This window comes from Alteromonas sp. H02 (assembly GCF_059682525.1).
Genome location: NZ_CM185021.1, coordinates 4,855,269 through 4,869,215 on the forward strand (window position 1 = coordinate 4,855,269; position 13,947 = coordinate 4,869,215).

Genomic DNA, 13,947 nt, shown 5'->3' on the forward strand with positions numbered 1-13,947 from the left:
CAGGTTTGCTGGCATTATACCTGTAAGCGGCGGATATTTGGATATGCAGGTTGTAACGCTGCCGCGCTTACTCTAATCCACCAGCACTATGCCTAAGGACTCCAGTAAATGCACTGCCTCGAAACTGGAAAAGGTGGCGCCTTTGAGCTCGTTAGCCAGCACATCAATAGAACACCCGGTAGAATCGCTAAAATCAACGCGCTCAAGATTGGTGTGCATAAACAAACTGCGATCAAAGGTGCAGTGTGTCATCTGACTGTCGGCAAAGTTGCCTTCGCGAAAGTCAGCATCATGCACCTTGCATTCATCCAGCACCAGTTCATTCAGGGTGAGGCCGTAAAAGGACGCGTCGTTAAGTAAGCAACGCTGAAACTTAAGCTCAAAATCACGGTAGTATTGCGGCCAGTCAGCTTTCGTCCAGTCGACGCCCACCAGTTTGCAATCCTTAAACGTCAGGCCATATAACTGACTGTTAGCCATATCCGCCAGGCTAAGGTTACAGCGGATAAACTCACATTGGGTAAATTTACAGCCCTGAAACCGGCTATCGGAAAAGTCACAATCGATAAACTCGCATTCTTCAAAGCTTGCTCCGGATAGCCGCTTTTCGGTCCATATCAGGCCTTTAAAGGTGTCTTCGAAATAGTCGCCGGCGTCGGTTAGTTTATCCATATTCTTCCGTTTTTGCTGTTAAGCTGACTGCAAGCAGGCAGCGTGTTTCATCCCAGATGTGGGGATGTATTATGACTGCTGTACTACACGAAGCAAAGCCTGATAACCATAGTCGCCTAAGCTCACAGCACTCTGAACTGCCAACCGTCTGCTTTTCTGTGGTATAAAGGCGAAATTGTGCGCTTTAAATAAGAAAAAATGGAAGCTTTGATCCCGTCACTGTCGACCCTGATTGAAATTGCCGTTGCCCCGGTATTTTTACTCGCTGGTATAGCCGGCTTTCTTAACGTCATGTCCGGGCGACTAGGGCGCATTACCGACCGGGTTCGTTCAGCCGAAAAGGAAATGAACAGTCAGACAGAAGCAGAGCAAAACACCCGCTTACGCCGGGAGATCATCTTGTTGTGGCGCCGGGTTAAGTTAATCAACTGGTCCATCGGTTTTTGTACTGCGTCTGCGGTAATGGTGTGTGGCGTGATAATGAGTTTATTTGCCGGGGAGCTATGGCAGGTCAAACTTAATGTGCTGGTTGTCACCCTTTTTATTCTGACAATGCTATTGTTAATTTCAGCACTGACCTTGTTTCTTGCAGAAGTGAAACTGGCGACTGCCACTATAAGAGTCATTAGGACAATTAAGTAATCACTACCCAACGGAGAGAGCTTTGTTGCGATTTGGTTGTTTTGTTTTTGCTGCACTGGCGCTGCTTAGCAATCAGGCTGCCGCTCAGGCTACAAACTCGCAATGTTTAAGCGCGTCACAATTCGCCAGCAAATTAACGGCCGCGTTGTATTCTCTGCATCTTAGTGAAGTACAGGCAATCAACACTGATATTGCTCAACATTGCGCAAGCACTCTGTCGCCTGACATTGAGGTTATTGCCGATGCGGCAACCTTGTTTACTTTTATTCATCGCCGTAATGACGGCGATTCAGCCCAACAGGCGTTTGACCGATTACTGCAACAGGATTTTACACCGCTGCCCCGGCGGCATCAGGCAGCTTATTACCACCTGATGGCCCTTTATTCGTTGCATACCGGCGAATACAAACAAGCCTTGTCGATTAGCCACATTATTAGCACAGAACTTCTTCTCGCGGCTCTGAACGCCGCCGATGATATGGCGGCTATCAACCTGGCGGTTGCCGATATTCATTACGAGATAGAGTTTTATCAGTCGGTGAGGGAATTACTGCTGCCATTGCTTACGCATCCGGCTCAATACATTCGGGTTCGCGCTGCATCGCTGTTATGGCATATCCCGCAAACCCAGCAACAACTTGCAGACACCCTTGCCGTCCTCGATGATTACTCAGCCCTACCTCAAACGCTGGTCAAACTGCATGCCCTGGAAGCATTAGTTCGCCAGGCGCTGGAAGATAATGACCAATCGACTGCCCAAGCACTGCTCGAAGAGGCATACCTATTAGCTGAAGCGTTAGACGCCAAAGCAGTATTGATTCGTTTATACCTGCTGGAAACAGACAACACGCCTTCACCACATGCTGTAGAACAACTATTGGCTTTTTCTGCCAATCAGCTCAGCCTCAAAGAGCAGTTGCCGGTACTTAAGTTAGAGGTCGAGCGAGCCACTGCCAGTCAGAATTGGCAGCAGGCTACTGCAACATTGCAGCAGGCCGTCGCGCTGAACCAGGAACTTGCCCGCAATAATGCGCTGGCCAGAGAGTATGCCGGCTTTCAGATGGTTAGCCAGGCCCGGGAGCTTGAGCAGGCACGCCAGCAATCCCGTTTACAGGCACTGGCAGCTGAACAGCAAAATCAGCAGCGACTCATCTACCTGCTGGCACTGGTATCAGCCATTCTGGCATTGGCAGTACTCACCTTATTGTTTGTTAAAAAACGCAAGGCAGCAGTGCATTTTGAAAAACTCGCCAATACCGACGGCCTCACGCAGGTACTAAATCGCCGGGCGATCCAGCTGTTTGCCAGACAAGTCGCAGACCGCAGCAAACAGCTTGGCCAGCCTTTTGTGGTCGCGCTGGCCGATATCGATCATTTTAAGACAATCAATGATACCTACGGCCATGATGCCGGCGATATAGTGTTAACCGAGTTTGCCCGGCGCACCAATGCGCTGATCCGCCAGCAAGATCGGCTCGGGCGTTGGGGCGGCGAGGAATGGCTTATTATTATGACTAACACCCGCCTCGATGCAGTAGACGGGCTGTTTAGCCGTATGCAGGAAGAAATCCGCGACATAACCGCCGGTGAACATAAACTTACCGTCACATTTAGTATGGGGGCAGTAGCCGGTAACGGCGAGCAGTCTGTTGAGGCGCTGGTGCAGGCCGCTGACGAACTGCTCTACCAGGCAAAGCACAGCGGCCGTAACCGCTTATGCAAAGGCGGGGGCTAAGGCCGCCCCATAAAGAATTTTGCCTCTGCCGACACACCAAAATAATCGCCGGGGCCACCGGCCCGCATAATCGAATTAGCCCCAGCCGTATCAAACACGCCGTCGTTTAAATACGCTTTCTGAATATGCACCGCCACTACTTGTCCGAGCACCAGCCAGGTATCGCAAGTCTCACCGTGCATGTCATTGAGCTGAATGATTTGGGTAACCTTACACTCCATTGAAGCCGGGCTGACGGCAACGTGAGGCACCCTGACCAACGTGGATGACCGCTTTTGCAAGCCAGCCAGCTCAAATTCATCTATCTCAGGATCCACGCCAGCACTGGAGGCATTCATGGCATCAGCCAGCTCCCGTGTTGCCAGGCTCCAGCAAAATTCACCGGTCGCCTTAATATTACTTACGCTGTCTTTAAAGCCTACGCTGGCGAAACCAATAATTGGCGGCGCACCGTTAAAGGCATTAAAGAAACTGTATGGTGCCAGATTGGCAATACCGCTTTGATTTTCAGAGGCAATCCAGCCTATAGGTCGCGGCGCTATAATGGCTTTAAAAGGGTCATGAGGCAGCCCGTGGCCATTACTTAACTGATAGGAATAAAATGTATCAGACATATGCATTTCTCCTTTAGTAAACCCAGCCGTCCAGACAATTTGTTGGTTCGCCCAGTTCCTGTATTTCGCTAATAATGTCGTCGATAAATGAGGCTTCATCGGGCTCATTTTGCCTGGCCTTATTAAGCCATTGCAGGGCTTGTTCAGTATTTCCCACACATGCCTGGTAGTTGCCATACCAGCGCTGGGCAACAAAGCTGCCCTGCTCCGCCGCCTCGCCAAACAAGGTTACGGCTCTTTCGCGGTCGGTAAAGCGCAGGCTGTCGGCCAGTTCGTATAAATCACCGGCCGTGTTGGTCTGTTGATATACATACTCCCGGAGCGCTACCGATTGCGGGTAATCTTTGGTGATCTGATTAGTAAAGGCAACCATGCTGTAGCGGTACATACCGCTTTCCAGCGCCATGGCCAGCCCGCGAATTTCGGCTACCGATAACTGCTGATAACGAGCTAGCTGATGAATAAATACCCTTACCAGTTGCTCTTCATCCGGTTTATCCCGCGATATACCCAGCAAATCGGGCAATTCGGTTAACTGCTCAATAGAGGGCTGCAACATATTTTGCAGCATCCCGGCAAACCATTGCTGAACAGCGCTTTCTTCACAGCCGCCAATATCGGTAAGGGTGCTACTCATCAGTTGTTCTACCAGTTTAGCTTCCTGAGCGGGGTCGCTAAACTGCTTGCGCCACTGAAAGAAGCTCATATTGGTTTGCATACGCAGTGCGTAATCGATAGCCGAATAAGACTGGCTGGGCATGGCAACTTTGGTATCACACTGCTCTGTCATCGCCGCGAATAACTTATCGGTTAATGCCAGCCGACCGACAATTTCGGCGTAACTGCGGGCCAGTGCCTGCCTTCCGGATTTATTACCGGCTGGATTGCCGACTGGATTGCCGACTGGATTGCCGACCGGTTCGCTGGTTTGTGCGCTAACTGCCACCGGGACTATGGCGCACATCCATACCAACACAGAGCAGAACAGGCGCTTCATTATTGTGCCGCCAGCTCGTCCATCACGGCGAACAACACATTAGCGCCTACCCGGGAAACTTCTTTATCGTAAATATGCTCTACGTTAACGCCCTCCTGGCCACCGGCCAGATCGCTGATGGCGCGGATAATCACCCAGTCGACTTCGTTAACCGTACACACCTGGCCAACCGCGGTGGATTCCATTTCGGTGACTTCGGCATTAAACACTTCGCGGGTCCATTTGCGGTATTCGCGGTTATCGAGGAACACTGAGCCGGTAACACCGTTACCACCAACGCTTAACTTAGCTTTGCGTTCACCGAGAATCATTTGTGCCGGCATTTTAGCCATGGCACTTTCAGCTGCGCTCAATAAACGGGGCGATGCTGAAAAATACGCAGTATCCTGTGGTTTATCCATGCCGTCTTTAATGATTAACACTTCGTCGGGATGCACAAAATGGAACGGCTTATAGTCTGGATAATGCGGGTCGGCCGCTTTACGAGCCGGTTGCTCGGCCATAAAGCGCGCATAATAGGCTGGTAACACCGATTCGCCGGGATTGTTCGGATCCGGATTCGCATACACGCTCTCGTCGTGGTAATACCAACGCTGAGGCACAATCACGTCACCAGGCTGCCACTCCGGATTCACTGCCCCGGCAATCCCCATGTACACCACTTGCTTAACCGGGAAATAATCAAACGCCATTTGCATACTCATCGCCGCATTGGCAATGCTCATGCCGGTAGCAAAAATCAAAATTGGTTCATCATGATATTTACCAATGCGGTATTTGATTCCCTTGTAGGTCACCATTTGAGTGATGCTGGCATTGGGATCGGCTTCGATGCGCCCCAGAATACCTTCCATCTCCGGAGCATAGGCCACCACAACTGCGGTAAAGCCCTGATCATGCTCAGCAAACTTTGGCCCGTAGGCAGTGCCAGTAGGAGACGACGTATTCTGACACGCCGTGGTAACCACCAGCAGCACAGCAACAATGACCAGGCGAACCGATTGGACCTGGCGGGTAAAAGGTCGGTAAGACATGTGATATCCCTTAAACAAAACGACTTTGATAGGTTAATACTGACCATGCTATCAGGCTTTGGCCTGAAGCAGTGAGGCCCTTTCTCGTAGGGTTTGGCAAACTGGTCGAAAAAAATTTAAATTTTTGCCTTGAATAAATTTAACCCGGCCCTACTTTAGAATTGTCGGTGCTTAACAGTAAGGCCGACAACACCGCCGCCGATTATCGGGGCATTTAATTTTTAAACATATTGCTTAATAAAGGATATGACTATGCGTTCTATCGATCTATCTCCACTTTACCGTTCATTCATTGGTTCTGATCACCTTGCATCGTTAGTTGATGCTGCCAGCCGTGCTGAAAAGCAAAGCACGTACCCGCCGTACAACATTGAATTACTGGCGGAAGACAAATACCGAATTACCATGGCGATTGCCGGTTTTAGCAAAGACGACATCAATATTGTTGTAGAAGACAACACCTTATCGATCACTGGCACTAAAAACAGCGACGCCGATAAACAAGAGCGGAAGTTCCTGCATAAAGGTATTTCCGAGCGCAACTTCGAGCGCAAATTTCAGCTTGGCGACCACGTAAAGGTACTCGCGGCCGACCTGGAAAACGGCTTATTACATGTTGATCTGGAAAGAGTGATCCCAGAAGCTAAGAAGCCACGTAAGATAGAAATAGGTGGGCGCTTATTCGAGAGCGAATAACACCTCCCTCACCTTGTGTTTTCATGTTCGGCGCCTTCTTGGCGCCGCTTTTTTTGTAGCGCCTGCCACATACTCCTAACACCATTGCCTCGTACGTATAGTCAAAATCGCCACTAGTTATTTTACTTTTTTTTTACAAGAAATGTACGATACTCAATCTTAAGCATTGTGCTTTTTTTGGAGTTAGAAAAATGAAAAAAATAGTATCACTTGGCGCTTTGACCTTTACTCTTTCGCTCGTCAACTTTTCAGTTGCTGCAGCGGATATTGAAAAAGGTAAAGCTCTGTCAGGACAATGTGCCGCCTGTCATGGTCCGGCGGGGATCAGCCCCAGTCCTATGTGGCCTAACCTAGCCGGTCAGAAAGCCGCCTACCTGGAAAAACAGTTAAAGGATTTTCGTGCTGATGTACGCAAAGATCCCATGATGGGCATGATGGCCAAGCCGCTATCAGATGAAGATATTGCCAATCTTGCCGCTTACTTTGCATCATTGAAATAAAATCTTTTACGGGCCTTTACCAGCGTAGGCGGCCCGTAACACACCTTTTCTGCCTATTGTTTATTACCCTCTGCACCTCACAGCCCAACTATTAAACATTTTACTTTCCATTGCTACTTGGGTAGTCTGCGCTGCGTTCTTTATCAATGATTCATAGGGATATAAATGAAACGTATTCTCGCACTGAGTGCTGTTTTTACTTCTTTAACTGCAAGTGTCGAAGCGCTAAATGCGCCGCAAAAACTGGACTTTTATGTTGGGGCCGACGCCCAGGCTACGAGTGTTTCGCTAAACCCCGTTAACGCCGACGGGCGATTTGCTACAATGGGTTTGCGCGCTGGAGTTTATCTTTTTAAAGGTGTTGCTATTGAAGCGCAAACGTCGACGTCAGTATCGGACGATACTATAGCCAGTATCAACACCGAGATGGATTCTTCTCACGCCGTGCTTATTCGCCTTCAGACACCCAGAAAACAAGGTTTTCTTTTTGATCTCGGCCTGGGTTATGCTTCAACAAATTTAACTCTTGTCGACCCGGAAACACAAACACACGAAGAGTTAACCGAAGATGGGTTTGCCTGGTCAGCCCGAGTAGATTATGCCCTCACTTCTCACTGGCGAGTAGCTTTTGACTACACGGCAAGAAATAACAGTAACACTACCGACATCGACAGCTACGGATTAGGTGTTAGCTACACTTTTTAACCAGCCGCTTGATCCCCAAAAATGCAACGACTATTCTCACTCCGGTTATTACCGGGGTGATTTATGGATCCTAACTGTAAGAAAGCACCTACTCTGCCTTATACTTCCCGCCTTTTATAAAATTCTGAACCTCTTCACAGTCTGACCGTACAAGCTTAAGGACAACCATCCAGACCACAAGGACTTATGCATAACCGAACAACGCCAGTCAGCGTGAAGCAATACTGCTGCGCCGTGGCCACCACCAGTGAAGAAATTCACGAATGTGAGAGTTTTCTTGTAACCCGGCGTAAACGCGGGCGAGGGTTTCAGTATTTGCTGACTGATAACGAAAAAGTTACCGAACAAACGTTGCTCAAGCGCTTCAGAGGTTTGGTCATTCCCCCTATGTGGCAGGATGTTCGCATTAGCTTGTGTGAACTGTCTAAGGTGCAGGCTTTTGGTTACGACCAGCGTCAGCGCAAGCAATATATTTATCATCAGCAGTGGGAAGCTCAGCAGCAGGCTGAAAAGTTCGCCCGTCTGAAACAGTTTGCCCGGGTACTGCCGCAGATCCGTAAGACCTATGTGAAACACTTAAATCACGAAAAGTGGGATTTACAGCGCTCCTGCGCACTGGCAGTTATGCTGCTCGACAGAACCGGCATTCGCATTGGCAATCGCGCATATCAGCAGAAAAATGGTACGGTTGGCCTGACAACGCTCCGCCGCAAACATATGGAACAGGAAGGTGAGGAACTTGCCTTTCACTTCACCGGTAAGCATGGCAAGACGCGGCATATCGATATCAGCGACCCAACCGCCTCACAGCTAATTTGTGATAGCGCAGCCCGGCCCGGCTACCCGGTTTTACGTTACAAGCAAGGCGGGCAGTGGAAGGATTTGCTCAGTGACGACGTTAATGAGTACCTTCACTCACTCACCGAAATGGCTGTCTCTGCCAAGGACTTTCGTACCTGGACAGGCACCCGACTGGCCGTGCAACAAGCCCATGAGGCAGCAGCGCTGGTTGCTGAACACCCACGCCGCAAGTTTACCGCAACGCTGGTAAAACTGGTGGCAGAAACACTGGGTAATACCCCGGCGGTGTGTGAGAAATACTATATCCACCCCAAAGTACTCACCGCCCTGACCGAACGTTTTGAGAGAAAAAGCGCACTGCCCTATTTTGACGACGATAACGACTGGCTATCATCCGATCATTCTGATTGCGAGCGAGCTACGTTCAAGCTGCTGTAAAAGGCACTTATCGCTGAACCTGAGCGACAGTGCTTTTTATCCCTGATTTTCGACAACTGAACGCTTTATGTACGTTTCATCGTCAGTGCTTATTTGCCGGATTAATCACTCCTGAAACCGCAAAAACTGGTGCACCAGCTGCATTTTTTCAATTTTTTGTTCACGCCCCGTTTATCTCTTAAACCATTCAGATCACCCAACTCCCTGATTTACGCCTTTAAATCGCCCTATTGCATCAACCTCAAATACCCTTTAATGTGGATACTCCGTATACTTTATATATTGAAGACAGAGTGACCTGACCTATGAAATCTGATATCCAAAATATGCCACCAGTGGACTCCTCACGCCGTAAATGGTTAAAAGCAGTTGGACTTGGAGCCGGTGCAACAGCCCTGGCTGCCTGCGTAGATTCCGGGGTTAAAGAACTCAACGCAGCGGGCATGAAGACTGAACACTTTCCGTCTGCCACGCCCAATCTGAATGATGGATTAATCAGATTATCGTCGAACGAAAATGCCTTTGGCCCGTCTGCCAAAGCGGTAGAAGCCATGCAGGGCGAACTGTTTAACCTGTGCCGCTATGCCGATCCCACCGCGTCAGTACTAAAAGAAAAAATTGCCAAACAAGAAGGCGTGTCGGTGGATCAAATTGTAGTGACTAATGGCTCATCACCTATTCTGTTTGGCTATGCCGACTGGATCACACAAAATGGCGGCAAGCTGGTTACTTCAATGGCCACCTACGAAGGCGTGCCTCGTGGTGCGGAATTCATGGGTGCCGATGTGACTTACGTACCACTTGATGCCAACATGGATTTTGACCTGGACGCTATTGAAGCGGCGGTTACCGAAGAGACCACAGCAGTCTATATCTGTAACCCGAATAACCCTACCGGCCGCGAGCTGGATCCTGCCAAACTGACCGCTTTTGCCAAACGCGTATCGCAAAAGACTCAGGTATTTATTGATGAAGCCTATATCGAGATGTCTGCGGGATACCCTGGTAACGTGCAGTCGAGCCTGGCGGCTGAAGGTTACAATGTGGTTATTTGCCGTACCTTCTCAAAAATTCACGCCATGGCAGGGCAACGTCTTGGCTACGCCATTATGCCTGCCGAACAGGCTCAGACTATCGGCCGTAAACTGCGTATGGGCGGGGTTAACTACCTTGGTCTGGTTGCCGGTATGGCAAGCATGGACGACCACGAAAACCTTAACACCATGCGTAAGCGCGTAGCGACCGAGCGCGCCAAGCTAACTGCCGTAGCAGAAGAGTTAGGCCGCCCTTACGCGAAAAACCCACAGGGTAACTTTATCTACGTGGATACCGGCATGCCTCACGATCAGTTCGCAGCTAAAATGCGCGAACAAGGGGTAAAAGTAGTAGGCAGAACCTGGCCCGGTTATGATTCGTGGTCACGCATCAGCGTGGGTACTCCCGCTGAAACTGATGCCTGTGTAAGCGCTCTGAAAACCGTTTTAGCTTAGTTCTTCAGGTGATACCGGCTCTGTTCCTCCAGGTCAGAGCCGGTATCACCTTCCTCTCAGTTTTTCCCCGCCCCTTTCAAATTATGCTTTAATTAGTCTTATTATTTCCCTTCAGGAAGAAGCGCATGGCTATACACGGCAGTTGTTTATGTACAGCGGTAACCTTTACGGTAGCCGATAATTTTGACCACTTTTTTATCTGCCACTGCCAGCATTGCCAGAAAGATACCGGCTCTGCATTTGCCGCTAACCTGTTTATCAACGCAGACGCTATTACCTGGCTCACGGGTAAAGAACATATCCGTCATTTCCAGCTTCCTTCAACCCGACACGCCAGAAGTTTTTGTGCAACCTGTGGCTCTGCGCTGCCTTATATTATGACAGACAACCTCACCGCTGTAGTGCCAGCTGGCAGCCTTAACTCGCCTCCGACTAAACAACCCGATGCGCATATTTTTACCGCCAGCCAGTGCCTGTGGGAGTCTTCTCTTGCCAGTATTCGCTCGTTTAAACAATTTCCGGGGGAATAGACAGAGTTGATCTACGCACCGACCGTTACCAGTACAAAGTAGAGGACACCTCTTATTTTTAACCAAAATGGACACCGTTTATGACCCTGAATGATATCGACATCTTTAAACAAGCCTGCCTGATCAACGGAGAATGGGTGACGACATCGGACTGTCTGGAAGTGGACAACCCTGCCACGGGAGAAGTGATAGCGACCATTCCACAGCTGGACGCTGATGCGGTTAATCAGGCGGTAACGGCGGCGAACGATGCTTTTAAACTGTGGCGCAAAAAAACACCCGCAGAGCGTGGTGAGCTGGTTCGCAAATGGTACGAACTCATGGTGGAGCGCACCGACGAGCTGGCTACCATCATGACCACGGAACAGGGCAAGCCGCTGGCCGAGGCAAAAGGCGAAATTGCTTATGCCGCCAGCTACGTTAAATGGTTTGCCGAAGAAGCCATGCGCATTAATGGTGAAATTCTGCCGGCCGGTACACCCGATACGCAAATTCGGGTTTCCCGCGACCCTGTGGGGGTTTGTGCAGCCATTACACCGTGGAACTTTCCCGCGGCAATGATTACCCGTAAAGTGGCGCCAGCACTAGCGGCTGGCTGCACTATCATAGTAAAACCGGCCAGCCAGACTCCCCTCACGGCTCTGGCTCTGGGTGAGTTGGCAATCCAGGCCGGCATCCCCAAAGGCGTTATTCAGGTAATCACCGGTAAGGCCAGTGTTATCGGCGACGCGCTGTGTGAAAACAGCACGGTACGCAAACTTACCTTTACCGGCTCCACCGAAATTGGCTCGCAATTAATGAAGAAATGCGCGCCGGATGTGAAAAAATTGTCACTGGAACTCGGTGGTAATGCCCCCTTTATCGTATTCGAAGACGCCGATATCGACCTTGCCGTAGATGGCCTCATGAAGGGCAAGTTCCGTAACGCCGGGCAAACCTGTATCTCGCCCAACCGGGTTTATGTGCAGCGTAGCGTGTTGGAAGCTTTTCAGACCAAACTGGTAAAAAAAGTGGAAGCACTTAAAGTCGGTAACGGCCTCGACGAAGGTGTTGATATTGGTCCACTTATTGACGCGCCGGGTGCCGACAAGGTAACCGAGCACGTGGACAACGCGCTCAGTAACGGTGCGACATTGCTGACCGGAGGTAAACGCCTGCCAAACGGCGACAACTGGTATACGCCAACAGTACTAACCAATGTACCGCCAACGGCACAGTGCACCTGCGAGGAAACCTTCGGCCCGCTGGTCCCTATTATCCCCTTCGATACGGAAGAAGAAGTGATCGAGTACGCTAATGATACCCCGTTCGGACTGGCCGCATATTTCTTCACTGACGACCTGCATCGAACACAGCGCGTGGTAGATGCCATTGAATCCGGTATGGTCGGTATTAATACTGGTGCCATCTCAGCGGCTAATGCCCCTTTCGGCGGGGTAAAAGCCAGCGGTCTGGGCCGCGAAGGCGCTCACGCAGGCATCGAAGAGTATCTGGAAATGAAATATCAGTGTTATGCAATTAAACAGGCCTGAGCCTGTTTAATTGTCCCGGAAAGTCCAAAGGACTTATCCGGGACCTCCATAACAGCCTGACTATTCTTCTACCTTCACCTCCGGTAAGTCCACAGGACTTATCCGGGATCGCCATAACAGTCTGGCTAGCCATTAACTGTTCCAACACAAACTAATGCCAGGGGATCCCGTACAGTGTCGGCAACACTTCCGGGATAACGCTCTCTGTTTTAGATCAACAAAACACGGGTAAATTCGCAATTTCCATCCGCAGTAGCCTTTGCTGCGAATTGCCGTTATGATGAAACAATAATGACAAATATCTTAAATTTTCATTCATTTGTCGCAATAATTATAAATAAGTCATGCTTCTGGGGAGTCATTCGTTGGTTCGCGTTTATTTCGATACACAACATCTGTATTACCTGCCTCAATACCTGCCGGTAGCCCAAAAATTAACGAACGCGGGTGTTGAATGTATCTTTGTTCTGTATCCTGAAGAAGGCTTTGACGAGCTGAAAAAAAGCGAACTCGACAAAGCGGAAATGGCTTATCACTTTTTAGATTCGCCCAAAAACGCTCACCTTTTTTATCAGCAAAATAAAGCCGACTGGATTTTCTTTGGTAACCCCCCGCAATTTTGTAAAAGCGAGAAAGCCAAGATTAAGGCACGTCTGGCGTTGGTTTTACATGGTATTGGCCCTAAAGCCATTTATTACACAGCATCAGAGTTCCCATTTGATGTGCGCTTTGTAGAAGGTCAGCAACGCTTACAGCGGTTGCAGGAGAAGTTTCCGGAATCCGGTTTTGTGGACACCGGCTACGCTAAGCTCGCTCCTTTATTTGACGGCACCCCAGCTTCTATTGGCTTACGCGAGTTCGGCCTGTCGCCAAATAAACCCACGGTGCTTTACGCTCCCACTTTCTATCCATCGAGTATCGAAAAGTTCGATGAATCGCTGCCGCAACTGCTGGCCGATTACAATGTGCTTATCAAGCCGCATTATTTTAGCCTGACCAAAGAACGCTACGAAGGTCAGCGCGCGCTATTTAAAAAATGGGCTACCCATGCAAATGTGCATATTGCCGGTGTGGAGGACTATAACCTGATACCGTTTATGCAAATATCCGATGTAATGTTATCAGATGCCTCATCAGCCATCTTTGAGTATGCTGCGCTGAATAAACCGGTAGTATGGTGTGATTTCTATCAGACCCGCTGGAGCTATCGGGGCATTTTAAAGTTTCGCTTAGAGAAACGTCTTGACCCCGACCTGCAGATGTTCAACGATCTTTGCACGCGCGCCACGTTGCCTAAGCAGGTACCCGCCGCCATTGAAAGCGCGTTGAATAACCCGGAAAAGCTCGAACCCCAGCGTTTGCAAATTACCCAGGACATGGTGGGCGCCACCGACGGGCAGTGTAGCGAACGGATTAAAGACTACATTCTGGCTAACAGTTAACTAACCTGAAAAATCGTCGTCCGCGCGGGACTTACTTTATATATGTGGTAGTTTGCGAGTCGTTGAGAAGCCAATTGCTACCAATTCAGTTGGCATAGACAATTTCTATACTACGGCTC

14 protein-coding genes are annotated in these 13,947 nt (G+C 49.6%); 10 read left to right on the forward strand and 4 right to left on the reverse strand.

The window, feature by feature from the left end; all coding sequences use genetic code 11:
- Positions 1-72 precede the first annotated feature (72 nt).
- A complete protein-coding gene (locus AC566Q_RS22455) occupies positions 73-672 on the reverse strand; it encodes a pentapeptide repeat-containing protein (protein ID WP_499611204.1) in 600 nt (199 codons plus the stop codon).
- Between the two features lie 198 nt (positions 673-870).
- Here AC566Q_RS22455 and AC566Q_RS22460 point away from each other — a divergent pair, with 198 nt between their 5' ends.
- On the forward strand, positions 871-1,314 hold the full coding sequence (locus tag AC566Q_RS22460) for a DUF2721 domain-containing protein (protein WP_105936939.1): 444 nt from the start codon (positions 871-873) through the stop codon (positions 1,312-1,314).
- A gap of 22 nt (positions 1,315-1,336) precedes the next feature.
- The gene (locus AC566Q_RS22465; protein ID WP_499611210.1) at positions 1,337-3,049 is read left to right on the forward strand and encodes a GGDEF domain-containing protein; all 1,713 of its coding nucleotides are present in this window, start codon (positions 1,337-1,339) and stop codon (positions 3,047-3,049) included.
- On the opposite strand, the gene AC566Q_RS22470 is transcribed toward AC566Q_RS22465, so the two are convergent.
- Genes AC566Q_RS22470 through AC566Q_RS22480 form a run of 3 tightly spaced genes read right to left on the reverse strand, consistent with a single transcriptional unit; the run spans position 3,046 to position 5,694 of the window.
- Complete coding sequence (locus AC566Q_RS22470; RefSeq protein WP_499611218.1) at positions 3,046-3,663, reverse strand: flavin reductase family protein; 618 nt, start codon at positions 3,661-3,663, stop codon at positions 3,046-3,048. The genes AC566Q_RS22465 and AC566Q_RS22470 overlap by 4 nt on opposite strands.
- Positions 3,664-3,676: 13 nt before the next feature.
- A complete protein-coding gene (locus AC566Q_RS22475) occupies positions 3,677-4,660 on the reverse strand; it encodes a hypothetical protein (protein ID WP_499611225.1) in 984 nt (327 codons plus the stop codon).
- Complete coding sequence (locus AC566Q_RS22480) at positions 4,660-5,694, reverse strand: 5'-methylthioadenosine/S-adenosylhomocysteine nucleosidase family protein (protein ID WP_499611234.1); 1,035 nt, start codon at positions 5,692-5,694, stop codon at positions 4,660-4,662. The genes AC566Q_RS22475 and AC566Q_RS22480 overlap by 1 nt, the downstream gene beginning before the upstream one ends.
- 252 nt (positions 5,695-5,946) lie before the next feature.
- On the opposite strand from AC566Q_RS22480, the gene AC566Q_RS22485 reads away from it, so the two are divergent.
- From AC566Q_RS22485 to AC566Q_RS22520, 8 genes are all read left to right on the forward strand, one after another.
- Positions 5,947-6,390 (forward strand): Hsp20 family protein, encoded by a 444-nt coding sequence (locus AC566Q_RS22485; protein WP_123323399.1) that lies wholly within the window; start codon positions 5,947-5,949, stop codon positions 6,388-6,390.
- Between the two features lie 191 nt (positions 6,391-6,581).
- Positions 6,582-6,890, forward strand: coding sequence for a c-type cytochrome (locus tag AC566Q_RS22490; protein ID WP_123323398.1), 309 nt, complete (start codon positions 6,582-6,584; stop codon positions 6,888-6,890).
- A 165-nt stretch (positions 6,891-7,055) separates the two neighbouring features.
- The gene (locus tag AC566Q_RS22495) at positions 7,056-7,595 is read left to right on the forward strand and encodes a porin family protein (protein WP_499611250.1); all 540 of its coding nucleotides are present in this window, start codon (positions 7,056-7,058) and stop codon (positions 7,593-7,595) included.
- Positions 7,596-7,781: 186 nt separating this feature from the next.
- Entirely contained in the window at positions 7,782-8,834 is a 1,053-nt protein-coding gene (locus tag AC566Q_RS22500) for a DNA topoisomerase IB (protein ID WP_499611253.1), read from the forward strand.
- Between the two features lie 305 nt (positions 8,835-9,139).
- Complete coding sequence (locus AC566Q_RS22505; protein WP_499611256.1) at positions 9,140-10,324, forward strand: pyridoxal phosphate-dependent aminotransferase; 1,185 nt, start codon at positions 9,140-9,142, stop codon at positions 10,322-10,324.
- Between the two features lie 125 nt (positions 10,325-10,449).
- The gene (locus AC566Q_RS22510; protein WP_499611258.1) at positions 10,450-10,854 is read left to right on the forward strand and encodes a GFA family protein; all 405 of its coding nucleotides are present in this window, start codon (positions 10,450-10,452) and stop codon (positions 10,852-10,854) included.
- 80 nt (positions 10,855-10,934) lie between these two features.
- Complete coding sequence (locus tag AC566Q_RS22515; protein WP_499611261.1) at positions 10,935-12,386, forward strand: NAD-dependent succinate-semialdehyde dehydrogenase; 1,452 nt, start codon at positions 10,935-10,937, stop codon at positions 12,384-12,386.
- 365 nt (positions 12,387-12,751) lie between these two features.
- Positions 12,752-13,828 (forward strand): CDP-glycerol glycerophosphotransferase family protein, encoded by a 1,077-nt coding sequence (locus AC566Q_RS22520; protein ID WP_499611264.1) that lies wholly within the window; start codon positions 12,752-12,754, stop codon positions 13,826-13,828.
- The last annotated feature ends 119 nt before the right edge of the window (positions 13,829-13,947 follow it).

What these genes read in the sequence shown, in the direction of transcription:
- AC566Q_RS22455 (WP_499611204.1), bottom strand. Translation starts at nt 672, where the DNA reads ATGGATAAACTAACCGACGCCGGCGACTATTTCGAAGACACCTTTAAA.
- AC566Q_RS22460 (WP_105936939.1), top strand. Translation starts at nt 871, where the DNA reads ATGGAAGCTTTGATCCCGTCACTGTCGACCCTGATTGAAATTGCCGTT.
- AC566Q_RS22470 (WP_499611218.1), bottom strand. Translation starts at nt 3,663, where the DNA reads ATGTCTGATACATTTTATTCCTATCAGTTAAGTAATGGCCACGGGCTG.
- AC566Q_RS22475 (WP_499611225.1), bottom strand. Translation starts at nt 4,660, where the DNA reads ATGAAGCGCCTGTTCTGCTCTGTGTTGGTATGGATGTGCGCCATAGTC.
- AC566Q_RS22480 (WP_499611234.1), bottom strand. Translation starts at nt 5,694, where the DNA reads ATGTCTTACCGACCTTTTACCCGCCAGGTCCAATCGGTTCGCCTGGTC.
- AC566Q_RS22485 (WP_123323399.1), top strand. Translation starts at nt 5,947, where the DNA reads ATGCGTTCTATCGATCTATCTCCACTTTACCGTTCATTCATTGGTTCT.
- AC566Q_RS22490 (WP_123323398.1), top strand. Translation starts at nt 6,582, where the DNA reads ATGAAAAAAATAGTATCACTTGGCGCTTTGACCTTTACTCTTTCGCTC.
- AC566Q_RS22495 (WP_499611250.1), top strand. Translation starts at nt 7,056, where the DNA reads ATGAAACGTATTCTCGCACTGAGTGCTGTTTTTACTTCTTTAACTGCA.
- AC566Q_RS22500 (WP_499611253.1), top strand. Translation starts at nt 7,782, where the DNA reads ATGCATAACCGAACAACGCCAGTCAGCGTGAAGCAATACTGCTGCGCC.
- AC566Q_RS22505 (WP_499611256.1), top strand. Translation starts at nt 9,140, where the DNA reads ATGAAATCTGATATCCAAAATATGCCACCAGTGGACTCCTCACGCCGT.
- AC566Q_RS22510 (WP_499611258.1), top strand. Translation starts at nt 10,450, where the DNA reads ATGGCTATACACGGCAGTTGTTTATGTACAGCGGTAACCTTTACGGTA.
- AC566Q_RS22515 (WP_499611261.1), top strand. Translation starts at nt 10,935, where the DNA reads ATGACCCTGAATGATATCGACATCTTTAAACAAGCCTGCCTGATCAAC.